The organism is Devosia salina (assembly GCF_019504385.1).
GTDB lineage: Bacteria > Pseudomonadota > Alphaproteobacteria > Rhizobiales > Devosiaceae > Devosia > Devosia salina.
The window spans coordinates 3,987,106-4,003,159 of the sequence record NZ_CP080590.1; the positions used below are offsets into that span (position 1 = coordinate 3,987,106).

Consider the following 16,054-nt stretch of genomic DNA (forward strand, 5'->3'; position numbering starts at 1 on the left):
CCCCTTGCCCTCGCCCGCGATTTTGTCCATATACCGCCTTGGTGAGGGGCTGTAGCTCAGTTGGGAGAGCGCGTCGTTCGCAATGACGAGGTCAGCGGTTCGATCCCGCTCAGCTCCACCATTTTTCTTCCATTTGCGGGCGTCTATTCGCCCTTTTCCATGCGCCCCGCCGCGCGGTCAAAACCCTGCGCGATGGCGTCGCGCATGGCCAGCCGCGCTTCGGCGGGATCGCCATCGCGAATGGCCTCGGCGATGCGGCGGTGCACGCCCACGGTGACGCCGAGCGCCTCGGGATCGTTGACCGGCGAGGAAATGGTAAAGGCCGCCGTCAGCGCCATTTCCACCAGCGCGCTGATCGAGGCCATGAAGGGATTGCCCGAGGCCTCCGCCACGGCCTTGTGGAATTCGAGGTCATAGCGCGCGAAATCGGCCGGCGTTTCGGATCCGGCCATCTTGTCCACCCAGGCGATCAATCCGGCCGCTTCCTCCGGACCGCACCGCTCCGCCGCCAGCGCCGCCGCCTCGATCTCGATGCCGATGCGCACCTCGGCCAAGCTCCTGAGGAACGACACTTCCGGTCCCAGCTCGAAGAACCAGGCCAGGACGTCTGCATCGAACAGGTTCCAGCGATTGCGCGGCAGCACGCGTGTGCCGATGCGCGCCCGCGCCTCGATCAGCCCCTTGGCCGCCAGGGTCTTGAGCGCCTCGCGCAAGACTGTGCGGGACACCCCGAAGCGCTCCAGCAGCTCGCTGTCCGAGGGCAGGATCGCGCCTTCGGCATAGGTGCCGGACACGATGGCCAGGCCCAGCGCCCAGAGCACGTCGGAATGCAGATTGCGGGCCGGACTACGCCCGGAGAGCGCGGCAATGAGATCGCCTGAATGCCGCGCGCGTCCACCGGACCTGTCCATTGCCGCTCCACTTCCAAATCTGTTCGCTCGACCTAATCACAGGCGTATTAGTATGACAATAACACCGCCGCCCGCCGGGCTGGACAGCGCCGGCTTTGCCGCGCCATGGTGCGCCCCATATCCGGATTCGTGACCCAAGGACTATTCCATGACCAGCCCTGCAACCATCGACGCCGTCCTCGCCAAGGTCGATGCGGGGCTCGACCAAAGCCTGGAGCGCCTGTTCCATCTTCTGCGGATCAAGTCCATCTCCACCGACCCCGCCTTTGCCGCCGAATGCCGCAAGGCCGCCGACTGGATCGCCAGCGAACTCAACGCCCTCGGCTTTGACGCCTCCGCCCGCCCGACGCCCGGCCATCCGGTGGTGGTGGCTCATGGCCCCGAACAGGCCGGGCCGCATGTGCTCTTTTATGCCCATTATGACGTGCAGCCGGTCGATCCGCTCAACCTGTGGGATACCGATCCGTTCGAGCCGCAGATTCGCGAAAAGGACGGCCGCAAGATCATCGTGGCGCGCGGCGCCTCGGACGACAAGGGCCAGATGCTGACCTTCATCGAGGCCTGCCGCGCCTGGAAGGAAGCGACCGGGTCGCTGCCCATCCGCGTCTCGCTGATGCTTGAGGGCGAAGAGGAAAGCGGCGGCAAGAACCTGCCGCCCTTCATGCGGGACAATGCCGAGGAACTGAAGGCCGACATCGCGCTGGTCTGCGACACCGACATGTGGGACCGCCAGACCCCCTCGATCACCACCATGCTGCGCGGCCTCGTGGCCGACGAGGTGGAAATCACTGCCGCCAACAAGGATCTGCATTCGGGCATGTTCGGCAATGCCGCGCGCAACCCCAACCAGGTGCTGGCCGAGATCATCGCCAGCCTGCGTGCGCCCGATGGCTCGGTGACCCTGCCCGGCTTTTATGACGACGTGGCCGAAATCTCGCCCGAGCTCAAGGCGCAATGGGCCGGGCTCGGCTTTGACGAAAAGGCCTTTCTGGGTGAGGCCGGTCTTTCCGTGCCCGCCGGCGAGCAGGGACGCTCGGTGCTCGAAATGCTCTGGGCGCGTCCCACCTGCGAAATCAACGGCATGATCGGCGGCTATACCGGCGACGGCTTCAAGACCGTCATTCCGGCCAAGGCATCGGCAAAGATTTCCTTCCGCCTGGTTTCGGGCATGCAGCCCGACAAGATCCGCGCCGCCTTCCGCGCCCATGTCGAAAAGATGGTCCCGCCTGATTGCAGCGTGAAATTCACCCCCCATGGCGGCTCCCCGGCCATCACCGTGCCGGCCGATGGCGACTATCTGCGCCTGGCGCTCAAGGGCCTGTCGGAGGAATGGAAAAAGCCGGCCGTGGTGACCGGTTCGGGCGGCTCCATCCCGGTCGCAGGTGAGTTCAAGTCGATCCTCGGGCTCGACACCCTGCTGATCGGCTTTGCCCATGTGGACGACCAGATCCACTCGCCCAACGAGAAATACGACCTCGAAAGCTTCCACCGCGGCATCCGCTCCTGGGTGCGGGTTTTGGGTTCACTGGCGCAGGGTTAGACCCTCAAGGCCCCCTCACCCGCCGCAAAGGCCGGGTGAGGGGGCCCGTTCCTAAGCCAACACCACCGCCAAAATCGCGATCACCGCCGGCACGGTCTGGATGAAGAGAATTTTCCGGCTGGACGTCACCGCACCCACGATTCCCGCCACGGCCACACAGGCGAGGAAGAACAGTTCGATCTGCCAGGCAAAGGCCGGGTCCGGATGCACCAGGCCCCAGATGAGACCAGCCGCGAGGATGCCGTTATAGGCGCCCTGATTGATCGCCAGCACCTTGGTCTGCCGCGCGAAGTCGGGCTTGAGCCCGAAAGCCTTGTGGCCGCGTGGGGTGTCCCACCAGAGCATTTCGAGCAACACGATATAGAGATGGATAAGGGCCACCAGCCCCACAAGGATCATTGCAACCAGAGCCAAACCGGCCTCCGTTATCTTCGTTCTCGGAACGTCCCGAGAAGCGTCTATCCATTGAGTTTGCGCAAGAGCTTTTCCATGCGCTCGCGCTTGGCCCGCTGGCTCATGGAGGCAAGCCGCTCCCGGATCGTCTCGATCAGGCCCGGCTTCGCCTCCGGCGTCACCACGCTGGCCGTCTCCTCCGCATAGGTCGGAAACTGGTTGGGGGCGGCGCTCTTCAGGCGCTCCACCAGAATGGGCACGGCCATATCGGCATAGCCGGCGCGGGCGAGCTTGGTCAGCAGCGATGTGCAGCGATCCTTGGCAATCACCGAACCGCGGTCGGCCGCCTCAATGATTTTTGGAAGTTCGGCGGCGATTTCCCGGGCCCGGATTTCGGCCACCATATCCAGTGCCGACATGGCGCCCCAGACCTGGCGATTGGTGCGGCTACCCAGGGCTTCGAGAAACACCGGGCAATGGCCGCCGATCAGCTCCGGATCGCGCGCGCCGATCTCGTAGAGCACCTTCATCGCGTCATTGCGCTGACGCGTCGTGCCAGAACGCACCAGATCGATCAGCTCGGCCACGCCGGCCTTGTCCTTTGCCGCCGCAATGTCTTCCGCCAGCGCCACATTGGGCCCTTCGTCGCGGCGCCCCAGCGCCCCGGACAAGCGATCGGCAATGGACCGACCGCCTGCCATCAGGCGTCCACCGCCACGTCCAGCGCCAGTTCCACCATGTCCTTGAGCGAGGTCTGCCGGGCTTCGGCATCGATCTCCTCATGGGTGATGAGGCAGTCTGTCATGGTGCAGATGGTCAAGGCCCTGACGCCGAAGCGCGCCGCCAGCGTATAGAGCGCCGCCGCCTCCATCTCGACGCCAATGACGCCGTGATCGGGCAGCTTGTTGTAACCGGCAAAGCCGTCGGCGTGATAGAAGATGTCCGAGGAGAGCATGTTGCCCGCATGATAGCGCAGCCCCTTGGCATCGGCCTTGTCGGCGGCCGAGCGCAACAGGCCGAAATCGGCGATGGGCGCGAAATTATAGGGGCCGAACCGGTCCCGGACGATCGAACTGTCGGTCGAGGCCCCCTGCGCCAGGATCACGTCGCGCACCTTCACCTTGGCGTTGAGCCCCCCGCATGTGCCCACCCGGATCAGTGACTTGGCGCCATAGACATTGATCAGCTCATGCACATAGATCGAGAGCGAGGGCTGGCCCATGCCCGAGGCCTGCACCGAGACCGGCTTGCCCTTCCAGCTGCCGGTATAGCCAAGACAATTGCGCACCGAATTGACGAGGCGCGGTGCCTCGAAAAACGTCTCGGCAATCCATTTGGCGCGCAAGGGATCACCCGGCAGCAGCACCGCTTCGGCATAATCCCCCGGCTTGGCATGGTTGTGCGGCGTGGTCATGGGCCTCTCCCGGTTTTGTCCAATTGGTCAAAGTAGTGCCACCGGCGTGGGATCATGACAATCCCGCGCCGGGAACCACCCGGCCGCTCATGCGCTATTTTCTTGACGCGCAGCCCTGCCGGCGCCATGTACCGCGCGTCCCAAACGGAGGCATGCCAATGGTCGCGAAGATTTTCATCGATGGTGAAGCGGGAACCACGGGTCTGCAGATCCGCGAACGCCTGGCCGATCGGCGCGACCTCGAAGTCATTTCCATTGCCCACGACAAGCGCAAGGATCTGGACGAGCGGAAGCGCCTGCTGAACGCCGCCGATGTCGCCATCCTCTGCCTGCCCGACGATGCGGCCAGGGAAAGCGTGCGGCTGATCGAGAACGACACGACCCGCGTCATCGACGCCTCGACTGCCCATCGCGTGGCCGAGGGCTGGGCCTATGGCTTTGCCGAAATGGACATCGACCAGACCGAGGAAATCGCCAAGGCCCGTTTTGTCGCCAATCCCGGTTGCTGGCCGCAGGGCCTGATCGCCGCCGCCCGCCCGCTGATCGAGGCGCGGCTGCTGCCCAGCGATTTTCCGCTCTCCTATCATGGCGTCTCGGGCTATTCCGGCGGCGGAAGGCAGATGATCGAGGATTACGTGGCGCAGGGCGACAAGGCCAGCCAATACATGCCCTATGCCCTGACCTTCCAGCATAAGCACCTGCCGGAAATGGCCCATTACGCCAAGCTCGGCCGCGCGCCTCTATTCGAGCCGGTGGTCGGCAATTTTGCCCAGGGCATGTCGACTTCGCTGCCCATCCACACCGACATGTCCGCCGAAATCCCGACCGGCAAGGACCTGCATGAAGCGCTGAGCGACTTCTATGCCAGCATTCCAGACAGCTTTGTCCGCGTCGCCCCCTATGACCCGACCATGGCCAAGACCGCCGCGCTCGACCCGCAAGCGCATAACGGCACCAATACGCTGACCCTGCATGTCTTTGCCAATGACGCGCTCAATCAGGCGGTGATCTGCGCGGTCTATGACAATCTGGGGAAGGGCGCCTCCGGCGCGGCCGTCCAGAACCTCAACATCATGCTCGGCGTCGGGGCGCGGGAGAGCCTGGCGGCCTGAGGCTGGATAGCGCGGCGCCGATCCTCCCCCGCTCGCGGGGGAGGGGGACCATGCAAAGCATGGTGGAGGGGGGTGCCATACCCACGATACCGCCACTTCAGGGTCTCTTGCTCCCCTCTCCACCGCCTTATGGCGGTCCCCCTCTCCCGTGAACGGGAGAGGAAACACCTAACCGTACGCTTCGGTACGGTTTGGCCTTGCCCAAACCCTGCTTTTGCGGCATGACGGCCTCAATAGCGAGGTCTTTGCCCCCATGGAAAAGTTCACCACCCTGACCGGTGTCGCGGCGCCCCTGCCGATCATCAATATCGACACCGATATGATCATCCCCAAGCAGTACCTGAAGACCATCAAGCGCACGGGTCTGGGCACCGCGCTCTTTTCCGAGATGCGCTACAATGAGGACGGCTCGGAAAACCCCGAATTCGTGCTCAACAAGCCCGCTTATCGCGGCGCGCAGATCATCATCGCCGGGGACAATTTCGGCTGCGGTTCGTCCCGCGAGCACGCGCCATGGGCCCTGCTCGACTTCGGCATCCGCTGCGTGATCTCCACCAGCTTTGCCGATATTTTCTACAATAACTGCTTCAAGAACGGCATCCTGCCGCTGGTGGTGACGCCCGAGCAGTTGAAGCTGCTGCTCGACGATGCCGAGCGCGGCTCCAACGCCACCCTGACGGTCGATCTGGAAAGCCAGACCATCAAGGGGCCCGATGGCGGCACGCTGCATTTCGACATCGACCCGTCCCGCAAACAGATCCTGCTCGAAGGCCTCGACGATATTGCCGGGACGCTGAAGTCGGATCCCTCCATTTCCGCCTTTGAAGGCAAGATGGCGGCCGAGCGTCCCTGGCTCTAGTCGCCATGGTCGAGATCGTCTTCGAGCCCGAGCCGCTGCCCGAAACGCGCGCGGCCATTCTCGAAGGCCTGATCGCCTTCAACCAGAAACAGACGGGGGGCACCCAAAGCCCTCCGCGCAATATCGCCATCGCCCTGCGCGATCCGGCAAGGGGCGAGGCCGTGGGCGGCCTTACCGCCCGCATCGGCTATAGCCGCATGTTCGTCGAGCTGCTTTATGTTCCCGAGCATCTGCGCGGCCAACGCCTCGGGGAAAAGCTGATGCTGGAGGCCGAGGCTGTGGCGCGCCGCGAGGGCTGCACCGGCATCTGGCTCGACACATTCTCATTCCAGGCACCCGGCTTCTACAAGAAGCTCGGCTACACCGAATTCGGCACGCTCGCCGACTATCCACCCGGCTTCACCCGGCATTATCTCCACAAAAACCTGAGTTGATTGACCAATGGTCCAGCGCGTTTCCACCGGTTCCCCCTTCGAAGCCACGTTCGGCTATTCTCGCGCCGTGCGGCACGAGGACACCGTCTATGTCTCCGGCACGACCGGCTATGACTATGCCACGATGACAATGCCCGAAAGCGTCGGCGAGCAGGCCAGGAACGCTCTCGCCACCATCGACAAGGCCTTGAAGGAAGCCGGCTCTTCGATCCAGGACACGGTGCGCGTGGTCTATTATGTCGGCGACCGCGCGCTGGTCGACGAGGTTGTCGCCGCGGTCGGTCCGGTCTTCAAGGACATCCGTCCGGCCGCCTCCATGCTGATCGTGCAGATGATCGAGGAAGGCATGAAGATCGAGATCGAGGTGACCGCCCGGATCGGTGCGGCGACCAGCCATAGCTGAGCTGCGAGCGGGCGATGACCGGAAGACAGATCGCCCTTACCCTGCATGCAGCGCTCCTCATCGGGGCGCTGTTTTTCATGGTGCCGGCCCTGACGGGCTGGCACCCCCAATATGGCTATCTCTTTGCCCTCACCTTTTACTGGCTCGGCTTCTGCCTGCCGGTCATCGGCTGGCACGCGCTTAAGGGCAATGACGGGCGCCTGTTCTCGGAAAGACTCGCCTGGCGAGACTGGTGGCTCATTCCCCTGCTCCTGGCTCAGGTCGGCTCGGTCGCCATCATCAATTTCGTGCCCAACACATCCATCCTCAGCCAGGGCGGCATGTACCTCGCCTTGCTCATCGCCGCGATCAACGGCCCGCTCGAGGAAATGGCCTGGCGCGGCGGCTTCCTTGGCACCTTTCGGGACCGGCCGCGCCTGGGCTTCTGGCTGGGCTGGAGCCTGTTCACGGCCTGGCATGTGCCGCTGGCCATGAGCGTCGGCATCAGTTTCGATGGCGGCGCAGCGACCCTGATCGGCGGCGCGGCTGCGCTGGGCCTGTTCTGGAGCTGGATCGCCTGGCGCACCGGCTCGGTTTTTTATGTGAGCATTGCTCACGGTCTCACCAATATCTTCGCTTTCTGGGTGCTGTTCGACCGCAACGGCTTTGCGGGCGCCTGAGGCGCCCGCATCCGGCTTCTGGATCAGGGGAGGCGCGGGGGATCGTATCTCAGCCGCCGCTCCCGGGACTTGCGCACCTGCTCGATCAGGTCGAGTGGCTCCAGCCCGAGGTCATAGAGCAGCTTCTCATCTGCCCGCGTGAGGAATATCTGGCTGTCGCGGTAGAGCTGGTAGGCCCGCCACCGCGCCCGGATCCAGGCCAGCATGCGCAGGCCCCGCCACGCGACCCATCTGGCCCAAGACCGCGACGCGGCCTGCGCGCCGGCGAAGGGACCGGCAGCGGCTAGTGCCTCGCTCATATCGCCGCCTCGTGGACGTGATGGCCAGCGGACCCGATCGCAGCGCTGCCGTGAGGCGTGCCGGGCAGGCAATGGTGGCAGATCGCCCCGATATGCCGGTGATCGGTGCCGCAACATCCGCCGATAACGCGGATATTGGGCAGCAGCGGCAGGAGGCGCTGGTAGCGCTGCGCCAGGTCCTGCGAGTCCCCGATATCGAGGGTCTCGCTCTCGTCGAGCTCGGCGTGGCTCTTCATCGACGCATTGACCCGAAGCCCTCCGATGCGGTCGATCCAGTCGCCCGCCTTGCGGATGGTGCCGGCAAAGTGGATCGGGTGCACGCAATTGATCATGTAATAGGCCGGATAGCCGTCCGTTGCCGCCTCGACCTCGCCGATCGCCTCGCCCAGCGCCTTGCCGCCGGGCAGGCGCCCATCGGTCTCGAGCGTGAAGGACAAGACCACCGGCAGCCCGGCTGCCTCGGCGAGCCTGGCAATGCCGATGGCTTCGGGCGTATTGGTCAGCGTATAGGCCGTCACCAGGTCCGCCCCGGCCTCGGCGAAGGCGGCGATCTGCCCTTCGTGATAGGCCATGGCCTCCTCGAGGCTCATCGCCCCGTCATATTGCCAGGCATCGCGCCGCGGCCCGATGGCGCCGCTCACCACAGTGGGGACACCGGCCGCATGGAAGTCCTGCGCGGTTTCGCGGCACAGCGCGATGGCCTTGATGTTGACGGCCCGCAGCATCTCCGCGTCATAGCCGACCAGCGCGCCCCAATCGGGATTGGCCCGCCAGGTATTGGTATCGAAGAGGAACCCCTGCCCCGCCTTGCGGGCAATCTCGATATAGGGCTGGTAATAGTCCCGCATCGCCTGGCGTCCCAGCGCGCTGTCATTGAGCTGGAACACGGTAAGATGCGGCAGATCGAACCCCTTGTTGAAAATCAGATGCGTCTCGATACCACCATCGGTGACGAACATCTGGCCGGAGAGTTGCGGCAGGGTCGGACTGTGCTTGGCCATCACGGCCTCCTTTGATCACTTGCTTTGGCTGTTGGAGCGGGGTTACATCGTCCCGCCCGTGGCCCAAGTGATGCCCCGGCATGACGGCGTCCATCTAGCGGACTCGTGGTCCACTTGGCGGCCGTCTTGTTTTCTTTTGTAAATCAATGGCTTGGCGACCCATATTGTGGGGCAGAGAGCTTTTTTCCCGGACGGTTCGGGGCAAAACTGTACCGGCGGTACAGCGAAAAGGGGGCGGGCATGTTCAGAAAGGCCACCAAGGGACAGGAAACGCGCGAGCGGCTTCTGGCCATCGCCGAGGCCGCGGTGCTGACCAAGGGCTTTGCCGCCACGTCCATCGAGGAGGTGATCGCCGAGGCCGGCATCACCAAATCCGGCTTCTTCTACCATTTTGGCGACAAGAACGCCCTCGCCCACGAAATGCTGCAGCGCTATGTGGCGGCCAATGATGATTTGTTCGAGCAATTGTTCGGTCGCGGCGCCGAACTGTCCGACGACCCGCTGCAGGGTTTCCTGATCGGGCTCAAGCTCCTCGCCGAGACCATGGCCGACCTGCCCAATGGCCACCCCGGCTGCCTGATTGCCAGCGTCTGCTACCAGGAGCGCCTGTTCGACCACACCGTGCGCCAGCTCACCGCGGAATCGGTGCGCAAATGGAACACCTTCTTCCGCGAGCGCATAGAAGCCATCGCCGCGGCCTATCCACCAGCCGAGCCGGTCGATCTCGACCAGCTCGCCGGCATGATGAGCTGCATCGTCGATGGCGGCATCATCATGAGCAAGGCGCTCGACGATCCCGGCATCCTGCCCCAGCAGGTGCTGCTCTTTCGCTCCTATATCAAGTTGCTGTTCCAGCGCTGAGGCGCCCAGACTGGACGATTCCGGCCATGGCGTGCTTGCGCTCGGCGGCGTTTTCCCGCTATGTGCGCGCCCAAGGTGTACCCACCAGTACGGCGAGGAGTTTCCCCATCATGGCCACCCATTCCCTTTTCCTTCTGCCCGGCGACGGCATCGGCACCGAGATCATGGTCGAGGTGGAAAAGCTCATTGCCTGGACCAATGCCGAGGGCCTGACGGACTTTTCGACCGATTCAGGCCTGGCCGGTGGCGCTGCCTATGACAAGCATGGCGTGGCCATCACCGACGAGGACGTCGCCAAGGCCAAGGCCGCCGATGCGGTGATCTTCGGTGCCGTGGGTGGCCCCAAGTGGGACAATGCGCCCTACGAGCACCGGCCGGAAGCCGCGCTGCTGCGCTTGCGCAAGGAATTGGCGGTGTTCGCCAATCTGCGCCCCGCCATCTGCTACCCCGCTCTGGCCTCGGCCTCTTCGCTCAAGAAGGAGCTGGTGGAAGGCCTCGATATCCTCATCGTGCGCGAGCTGACCGGCGGCGTCTATTTCGGCGAACCCAAGACCATCACCGACCTCGGCAATGGTCAGAAGCGCGCCGTGGACACCCAGGTCTACGAGACCTACGAAATCGACCGCATTGCCCGCGTCGCCTTCGACCTCGCCCGCACCCGCGGCGGCAAGGTGCATTCGGCCGACAAGAAAAACGTCATGAAGTCTGGCGTGCTCTGGGACGAGGTCGTGCGCAATGTTGCCAAGGACTATGCCGATGTCGAGCTGCACCACATCCTGGCCGACAATGCCGCCATGCAGCTGGTGCGCACGCCCAAGCAGTTCGACGTCATGGTCACCGATAACCTCTTTGGTGACATCCTCTCCGACGTCGCCGCCATGCTGACCGGCTCGCTCGGCATGCTGCCCTCCGCTTCGCTCGGCGCGCCCGATCCGGTCACCGGCAAACGCAAGGCCTTCTACGAGCCCGTCCACGGTTCGGCCCCCGACATTGCCGGCAAGGGCATTGCCAACCCCATCGCCATGATTGCCAGCTTCGCCATGGCTCTGCGCTATTCGTTCAACATGATCGAACTGGCAAGCCAGGTCGAAAACGCCATCGCCGCCGTGCTCGACGACGGGCTGCGCACCGGCGACATCGCCCAGGACAACTGCAAGACGGTTGGGACGGAAGAAATGGGCGCCGCGATTTTGGCGAAGCTGAAGAAGTAAGCGCTGATCTCCGCTAATCACCGGCTGTCACCCCGGCCTTGGGCCGGGGCCCATCTTGAGATCTCAGGATGGATCCCGGCTTTCGCCGGGATGACATCGAGTGACTTGGGATGCTTCGCACAAACAAAAAAGCCCCGGTGTCTCCACCGGGGCTTTTCTCATTCAGGCAAGGGCCGGAATTACTCGGCCGAAGCTTCCTCGGCGGGAGCGGCAGCAGCGGCGGCCTTGGCGGCCTTTTCTTCAGCGCGTTCCTTGGCCTTGTCGCCGGGCACGCCCTTGTTCGGGTTGTTGCGGGCTTCGCGCTTGGCCAGGCCGGCAGCGTCGAGGAAGCGCAGCACGCGGTCGGTCGGCTGGGCGCCATGCGACAGCCAGTGCTTGGCGCGCTCGGCGTCGAGCACGACACGGTTCTCGGCGTCCTTGGCCAGCAGCGGGTTGAAGGTGCCCAGCTTCTCGATGAAGCGGCCATCGCGCGGCGAACGGGCGTCGGCAATGACGATGTGGTAGAAGGGGCGCTTCTTGGTGCCGGCGCGGGCGAGGCGGATCTTGAGAGCCATTTTGTCAGTCCTGTTCAGTTATGTCGGTTTGATATTGAGGGTTATTTCTTCTTGCCCAGGCCGGGCAGGCCGGGGAAACGGGGCGCTCCGCCAAGCCCGGGCAGAGCCGGACCTCCGGAGGATTTGAGAAGCGCATTGACGTCGCTGGGCAACGCCTTCTGCGCCGGAAGGTCTGCGGAGGGCAGGCCCTTCAATTGTTCGGGGTCGACACCGGCCTGGCGGGCCATGGCTTCGAGCTGCTTGGGATCCATCTTGGAGAGATCGGGCATGCCACCCATCATCCCGCCCATCTTGCCGCCGAACATGCCGGCCAGCGAGCCCATGCCGCCCTTGGAGACCTTCTTCATCATGTCCGCCATCTGGCGGTGCTGCTTGGCGAGCTTGTTGATCTCAGAGACTTCCACGCCTGCACCGGCGGCAATGCGCTTGCGGCGGCTGGCATTGAGCAGGTCCGGATTGGCCCGCTCCTTCCTGGTCATGGAATTGATGATGGCGATCTGCCGGTCGAAGACCTTCTCGTCGATATTGGCGCCCGCCATGGCCTTCTTGAGCTGGCCGGCGCCGGGCAACAGGCCCATCAATCCGCCCATGCCGCCCATCTTCTTCATCTGCTGCAATTGGCTGCGCAGATCCTCGAAGTCGAAAGAACCCTTCTTGAGCTTCTTCGCCATCTTCTGGGCGTCTTCGGCCGACACATGCTCGGCGGCCTTTTCGACGAGGCTGACGATGTCGCCCATGCCCAGGATGCGGTCGGCAATACGCGAGGGATGGAAATCCTCCAGCGCATCCATCTTTTCGCCGACACCGATCAGCTTGATCGGCTTGCCGGTGGCCGCGCGCATGGAAAGCGCCGCACCGCCGCGCCCATCGCCATCGACACGGGTCATGACGATGCCGGTGACATCGAGGCGCGTATCGAACGAACGGGCCACATTGATGGCGTCCTGGCCGGTCAATGCATCGACGACCAGGAGAATTTCATGCGGCTTGGCGATCTCCTTGATGGAGACCGTCTCGGCCATCAGCTCTTCATCGATATGGGTGCGGCCGGCCGTATCGAGGATGAGGACGTCATAACCGCCCAGACGGCCTTCGCGCTCGGCGCGGCGGGCAATCTCGACCGGGGTTTCGGTGGTAACGATGGGCAGCGTATCAACGCCGACCTGTTCGCCCAGGACGCGCAACTGCTCCATGGCGGCCGGGCGGCGCGTATCCAGCGAAGCCAGCAGCACCTTCTTCTTCTGGCGATCTTTGAGGCGCTTGGCGATCTTGGCGGTGGTGGTGGTCTTGCCCGAACCCTGCAGGCCCACCATCAGGAACGTCACCGGCGCCGGCGCATTGAGATCGAGGGTGACGGCATCGGAGCCCAGCACCTGGACCAGCTCGTCATTGACGATCTTGACCACCTGCTGGCCCGGCGTCACCGAACGGGTCACCTCGGCGCCGACGGCGCGCTCGCGCACCTGCTCGACAAAGGCGCGGACGACTTCGAGCGAAACGTCGGCCTCGATCAGCGCCCGGCGGATTTCGCGCATGGCCGCATCGACATCGGCAGCGTTGAGCGCGCCGCGTCCGCGAAGTCCATCGAAAATCTTGCCAAGCCGGTCGCTTAAGCTCTCAAACATCGCTGTTCCTTTTCGCTCGCGGGCCAATCCCGCAAGAGATAGGGTCCAAAAGGCCAAATGCAAAACCCACCCGCGGGCGCAACGCGCTGGCGGATGTTGGCCTCCGGGATCGGTTTATACCACGAGGGGTCCCGGTCGGCTGGTCAGGAGCAAAAGCCTGATGAACGGGGTGGCTTTAGGGGAAAGTGCGGGGGGAGTCAAGGAAAGCTGGCAAGCTTGGCCCCCGGCTTACGGCAATCTTTCCGTTCCGTGACGGAGCGGGCAAGACCATGACCAAACCCTAACTTGTTCCGGCCCGGTGCCGCTGCCACCCTCTTCCCATTCCATGAGGAGGAAACACGATGCCCCGCATTCCAACGACCGTTCTGGTCTTGCCCCTTCTGGCCGTTGCCAGCCCCGCCCTTGCCGTCTCGACGCCAGAAGCCGTTCTCAACGATCCCAACCGGCCCGTTGAGGCCGTTGCCGGCGAACTGGGCGTGACACCGCTGCAATTTGCCACCTGCTTTGCCGGCGTCACGCCGGCCCGCATGTCAGCCGAGCTCGACGGCCAGCGCGAACGCGACAACAAGGCAGTTCTTCTGCCCTGCCTGCAGGCGATCAATCCCGACATCACCAATGCTCGGCTCGATGCGGTGATGGACAAATACCGCGCCGGTCCGCCGGGCAACTGAGGCGCAAGCGCGGATGACTTCAAGTCCATGCTGATTTACCAAGGCCAATGCGGAGGAGCACAGATGATCAGCATGGCGGAGGCCATCGAACAAGCCGGCGGCAAACGCACCATCGCCATTGATGGCCTGCCGGCATCCGGCAAGTCCACTTTGGCTGAACGGCTCGCCAGTGAATTGGGCGCGGTCTGCCTCTTTCTCGATGACTTTGTCATCCCCGAGGATCTTTGGCCGCGTCCGCTCCTACCAGCCTATCCCTTTCCCTATTTCCGCCACGCCGCTTTCATTGCTGCAGCTGCCGAACTGGCGACCAATCGCCTTTGTCAATTTCAGCCCTATGACTGGGCAAGTGGCCAACTGGCCGCACCTCACACAATCGACGCGCAGGATCGTCCCGTCATCATCGAAGGCGTATCCGCCCTCGATCCGGCGCTGGCCCCACTCTACGACCTGCGCCTATGGATCGAAAGCGATGCTGCTTCAACGCTTGATGCCGCATTGGCGCGTGGCAAAGGCCAGTGGGCGACAGAGTGGCGGTATTATTTCCTGCCCAGTGCCGAGCACTACATGATCACGCGCCCCCAGGATCGCGCCGATCGGATCGTTGCCGGTCGCGGCGCCTAAACCTTGAACGCCAGCCGCACCCCGCCCCAGTGCCGCCCATTGACCATGATCGGCGCCGAGCAGTCCTTCATCAGCGCAAACTGGCCGCCGCCCATGTCGCGGCGATAGGTCTGGAGCAGGAAGGGCTTGGTCGAACGCCCGGCCGAGAGGCCCGTGCGATCGTTGAAGATGCGGCGGTTCCGGCAATTGGCGGCATTCCAGACAGGGTCGTCGCCCTGTGGCTGGGAGTAGATCTTGTTATGGGTCGGCAGGTAGCCATTGCGATCGACTGCGGCGCAGAAGGCGATGCGCGCGTCGAAGGCGAGGACCGGCTCCTGCACCGGTGGCAGCACCTTGTCGGTAAAAGCGGTGAACCGGGTGGTCACCTGCTTGGGATTGCTGCCGGGCACGTCGCGGTAGTTTTCGTCGAACAGCTCACCCACGCCGATTTCGCCGCGGGCCACCGCCGCCTCGAACAGTTCGGAAATCTCATCGGCCTTGGCCCGGGCCAGGTCGATGAACGGCGCATCGGCCGTCTCCGCCCCGGCCTCGACCAGGAACAGCATGAAGTCTTCCGAAATCCCCAGAATGGTCTGGGTGCGGGCCTCGGCCTTTTCGAGATGCCGCCGGCCATCGGCGACGCCGTCCGCCAGGGCCGACAATTCGCCCTGCATGGCCTCGAAGCCGACAATGGACTGTTCCACCGGCTGGGCCATGGTGTCGATATCGGTCACCAGCCGCCCCACCGAATCGACCAGTTCCTCGAGCGTGGCAGTCGCCTCGCCGGCCGCGCGGGAATCGGTCATGCCCTGCTGCGCGGCCTCGGCATTGTCTTCGGCCTGGTGCCTGAGCCCGCCCAGCGCCTCGGTCAACTCGCCCAGATGCGCCACGGTCTGCCCCGAGAATTCCTGGATCTGGTCGGCAAGACCCTTGACGGCATTGGCGATGATGGCAAAGCCCCGCCCGGCATCGCCGGCCCGTGCCGCCTCGACCGAGGCGTTGAGGGCCAGAAGCTTGGTTTCGCGGGCGATCTGGGCGATGGCCATGCTGGCCTTCTCCACGCCCCTGACGGTGTCGGACACCGTATCGAGCCGTGAACGGAAGCCTAGCGCGCTTTCCGACAGCACCGTCATGGTTTCGGCCGCCCGCGTCACCACATCGGAAATCTGGGCGGCGCTCTGGTCGAGCACGCGGCGCGCATCCGCCGCCGCCTCGCGCGTCGTCCCCATGGACTGGGCCAGGCGGGATGTCGCCGCACCCATCTCCTGGGCAGACCGGCGGGCCGCCTCGGCCTGTAGCGCCTGGTTCTGGCTGATGCCGGACAGATCGCCGATCAACCCGGCGACATCGGCTATCTCGACGCCGAGCCGTCCGGCCCGATCGCCAATATCGCCCAGGCGCGGGCCCTCTCCCGCAGGCGCAACGGCCCGCGCAGATGCACTGGCTGGCATGGTCCCCTCCAACTGTCAGCTAAAGGGACAGTACGGAGCGATTTGGTAAGAAATGT

At 64.2% G+C, this 16,054-nt stretch carries 19 protein-coding genes and 1 tRNA gene; 11 read left to right on the top strand and 9 right to left on the bottom strand.

Annotated features, from left to right (window positions below):
- Positions 1 to 45 precede the first annotated feature (45 nt).
- Positions 46 to 121: transfer RNA gene (locus K1X15_RS19525), tRNA-Ala, on the top strand.
- 22 nt (positions 122 to 143) lie between these two features.
- Here K1X15_RS19525 and K1X15_RS19530 read toward each other — a convergent pair.
- Positions 144 to 911 carry a FadR/GntR family transcriptional regulator gene (locus tag K1X15_RS19530; protein WP_220305201.1) on the bottom strand — a complete coding sequence of 256 codons (768 nt, stop codon included), beginning with the start codon at positions 909 to 911 and terminating at the stop codon, positions 144 to 146.
- Between the two features lie 148 nt (positions 912 to 1,059).
- Between K1X15_RS19530 and K1X15_RS19535 the strand changes: the two genes are divergently transcribed.
- The gene (locus tag K1X15_RS19535; protein WP_220305202.1) at positions 1,060 to 2,451 is read left to right on the top strand and encodes a M20/M25/M40 family metallo-hydrolase; all 1,392 of its coding nucleotides are present in this window, start codon (positions 1,060 to 1,062) and stop codon (positions 2,449 to 2,451) included.
- Positions 2,452 to 2,502: 51 nt separating this feature from the next.
- Here K1X15_RS19535 and K1X15_RS19540 read toward each other — a convergent pair whose 3' ends face one another.
- Genes K1X15_RS19540 through deoD form a run of 3 tightly spaced genes read right to left on the bottom strand, consistent with a single transcriptional unit; the run spans position 2,503 to position 4,258 of the window.
- Positions 2,503 to 2,859 carry a DUF1304 domain-containing protein gene (locus tag K1X15_RS19540; RefSeq protein WP_220307629.1) on the bottom strand — a complete coding sequence of 119 codons (357 nt, stop codon included), beginning with the start codon at positions 2,857 to 2,859 and terminating at the stop codon, positions 2,503 to 2,505.
- A gap of 50 nt (positions 2,860 to 2,909) precedes the next feature.
- Entirely contained in the window at positions 2,910 to 3,545 is a 636-nt protein-coding gene (locus K1X15_RS19545) for a hypothetical protein (RefSeq protein WP_220305203.1), read from the bottom strand.
- Positions 3,545 to 4,258: a purine-nucleoside phosphorylase gene (deoD, locus tag K1X15_RS19550; protein ID WP_220305204.1), complete on the bottom strand. Its 714-nt coding sequence runs from the start codon at positions 4,256 to 4,258 to the stop codon at positions 3,545 to 3,547. The genes K1X15_RS19545 and deoD overlap by 1 nt, the downstream gene beginning before the upstream one ends.
- Before the next feature lie 158 nt (positions 4,259 to 4,416).
- Here deoD and argC point away from each other — a divergent pair, with 158 nt between their 5' ends.
- From argC to K1X15_RS19575, 5 genes are all read left to right on the top strand, one after another.
- On the top strand, positions 4,417 to 5,370 hold the full coding sequence (gene argC, locus K1X15_RS19555; RefSeq protein ID WP_220305205.1) for an N-acetyl-gamma-glutamyl-phosphate reductase: 954 nt from the start codon (positions 4,417 to 4,419) through the stop codon (positions 5,368 to 5,370).
- A gap of 253 nt (positions 5,371 to 5,623) precedes the next feature.
- Positions 5,624 to 6,229, top strand: coding sequence for a 3-isopropylmalate dehydratase small subunit (leuD, locus tag K1X15_RS19560; RefSeq protein WP_220305206.1), 606 nt, complete (start codon positions 5,624 to 5,626; stop codon positions 6,227 to 6,229).
- 5 nt (positions 6,230 to 6,234) lie between these two features.
- The gene (locus K1X15_RS19565; RefSeq protein ID WP_220305207.1) at positions 6,235 to 6,663 is read left to right on the top strand and encodes a GNAT family N-acetyltransferase; all 429 of its coding nucleotides are present in this window, start codon (positions 6,235 to 6,237) and stop codon (positions 6,661 to 6,663) included.
- A 7-nt stretch (positions 6,664 to 6,670) separates the two neighbouring features.
- Complete coding sequence (locus tag K1X15_RS19570) at positions 6,671 to 7,066, top strand: RidA family protein (RefSeq protein ID WP_220305208.1); 396 nt, start codon at positions 6,671 to 6,673, stop codon at positions 7,064 to 7,066.
- 14 nt (positions 7,067 to 7,080) lie between these two features.
- Positions 7,081 to 7,725, top strand: a complete 645-nt coding sequence (locus K1X15_RS19575) for a CPBP family intramembrane glutamic endopeptidase (protein ID WP_220305209.1) — start codon at positions 7,081 to 7,083, stop codon at positions 7,723 to 7,725.
- Between the two features lie 23 nt (positions 7,726 to 7,748).
- Here the strand turns inward: K1X15_RS19575 and K1X15_RS19580 are convergent, their stop codons facing one another.
- Positions 7,749 to 7,931: a hypothetical protein gene (locus K1X15_RS19580; protein ID WP_220305210.1), complete on the bottom strand. Its 183-nt coding sequence runs from the start codon at positions 7,929 to 7,931 to the stop codon at positions 7,749 to 7,751.
- 89 nt (positions 7,932 to 8,020) lie between these two features.
- Entirely contained in the window at positions 8,021 to 9,025 is a 1,005-nt protein-coding gene (locus tag K1X15_RS19585; protein ID WP_220305211.1) for a homocysteine S-methyltransferase family protein, read from the bottom strand.
- A gap of 240 nt (positions 9,026 to 9,265) precedes the next feature.
- Between K1X15_RS19585 and K1X15_RS19590 the strand changes: the two genes are divergently transcribed.
- Positions 9,266 to 9,886 carry a TetR/AcrR family transcriptional regulator gene (locus K1X15_RS19590; RefSeq protein ID WP_220305212.1) on the top strand — a complete coding sequence of 207 codons (621 nt, stop codon included), beginning with the start codon at positions 9,266 to 9,268 and terminating at the stop codon, positions 9,884 to 9,886.
- A 110-nt stretch (positions 9,887 to 9,996) separates the two neighbouring features.
- Positions 9,997 to 11,097 carry a 3-isopropylmalate dehydrogenase gene (gene leuB / locus K1X15_RS19595; protein WP_220305213.1) on the top strand — a complete coding sequence of 367 codons (1,101 nt, stop codon included), beginning with the start codon at positions 9,997 to 9,999 and terminating at the stop codon, positions 11,095 to 11,097.
- A 179-nt stretch (positions 11,098 to 11,276) separates the two neighbouring features.
- Here leuB and rpsP read toward each other — a convergent pair whose 3' ends face one another.
- Together rpsP and ffh are read right to left on the bottom strand one after the other, a co-directional pair.
- On the bottom strand, positions 11,277 to 11,651 hold the full coding sequence (gene rpsP / locus K1X15_RS19600; RefSeq protein ID WP_220305214.1) for a 30S ribosomal protein S16: 375 nt from the start codon (positions 11,649 to 11,651) through the stop codon (positions 11,277 to 11,279).
- A 41-nt stretch (positions 11,652 to 11,692) separates the two neighbouring features.
- Positions 11,693 to 13,276 carry a signal recognition particle protein gene (ffh, locus tag K1X15_RS19605; protein ID WP_220305215.1) on the bottom strand — a complete coding sequence of 528 codons (1,584 nt, stop codon included), beginning with the start codon at positions 13,274 to 13,276 and terminating at the stop codon, positions 11,693 to 11,695.
- A 341-nt stretch (positions 13,277 to 13,617) separates the two neighbouring features.
- On the opposite strand from ffh, the gene K1X15_RS19610 reads away from it, so the two are divergent.
- Both K1X15_RS19610 and K1X15_RS19615 read left to right on the top strand, forming a co-directional pair.
- Positions 13,618 to 13,947 (top strand): hypothetical protein, encoded by a 330-nt coding sequence (locus K1X15_RS19610; protein ID WP_220305216.1) that lies wholly within the window; start codon positions 13,618 to 13,620, stop codon positions 13,945 to 13,947.
- Positions 13,948 to 14,010: 63 nt separating this feature from the next.
- The gene (locus K1X15_RS19615; RefSeq protein ID WP_220305217.1) at positions 14,011 to 14,568 is read left to right on the top strand and encodes a uridine kinase family protein; all 558 of its coding nucleotides are present in this window, start codon (positions 14,011 to 14,013) and stop codon (positions 14,566 to 14,568) included.
- Here the strand turns inward: K1X15_RS19615 and K1X15_RS19620 are convergent.
- Entirely contained in the window at positions 14,565 to 15,998 is a 1,434-nt protein-coding gene (locus K1X15_RS19620) for a methyl-accepting chemotaxis protein (RefSeq protein WP_220305218.1), read from the bottom strand. The two genes, K1X15_RS19615 and K1X15_RS19620, sit on opposite strands and share 4 nt — an antisense overlap.
- Positions 15,999 to 16,054 lie beyond the last annotated feature (56 nt).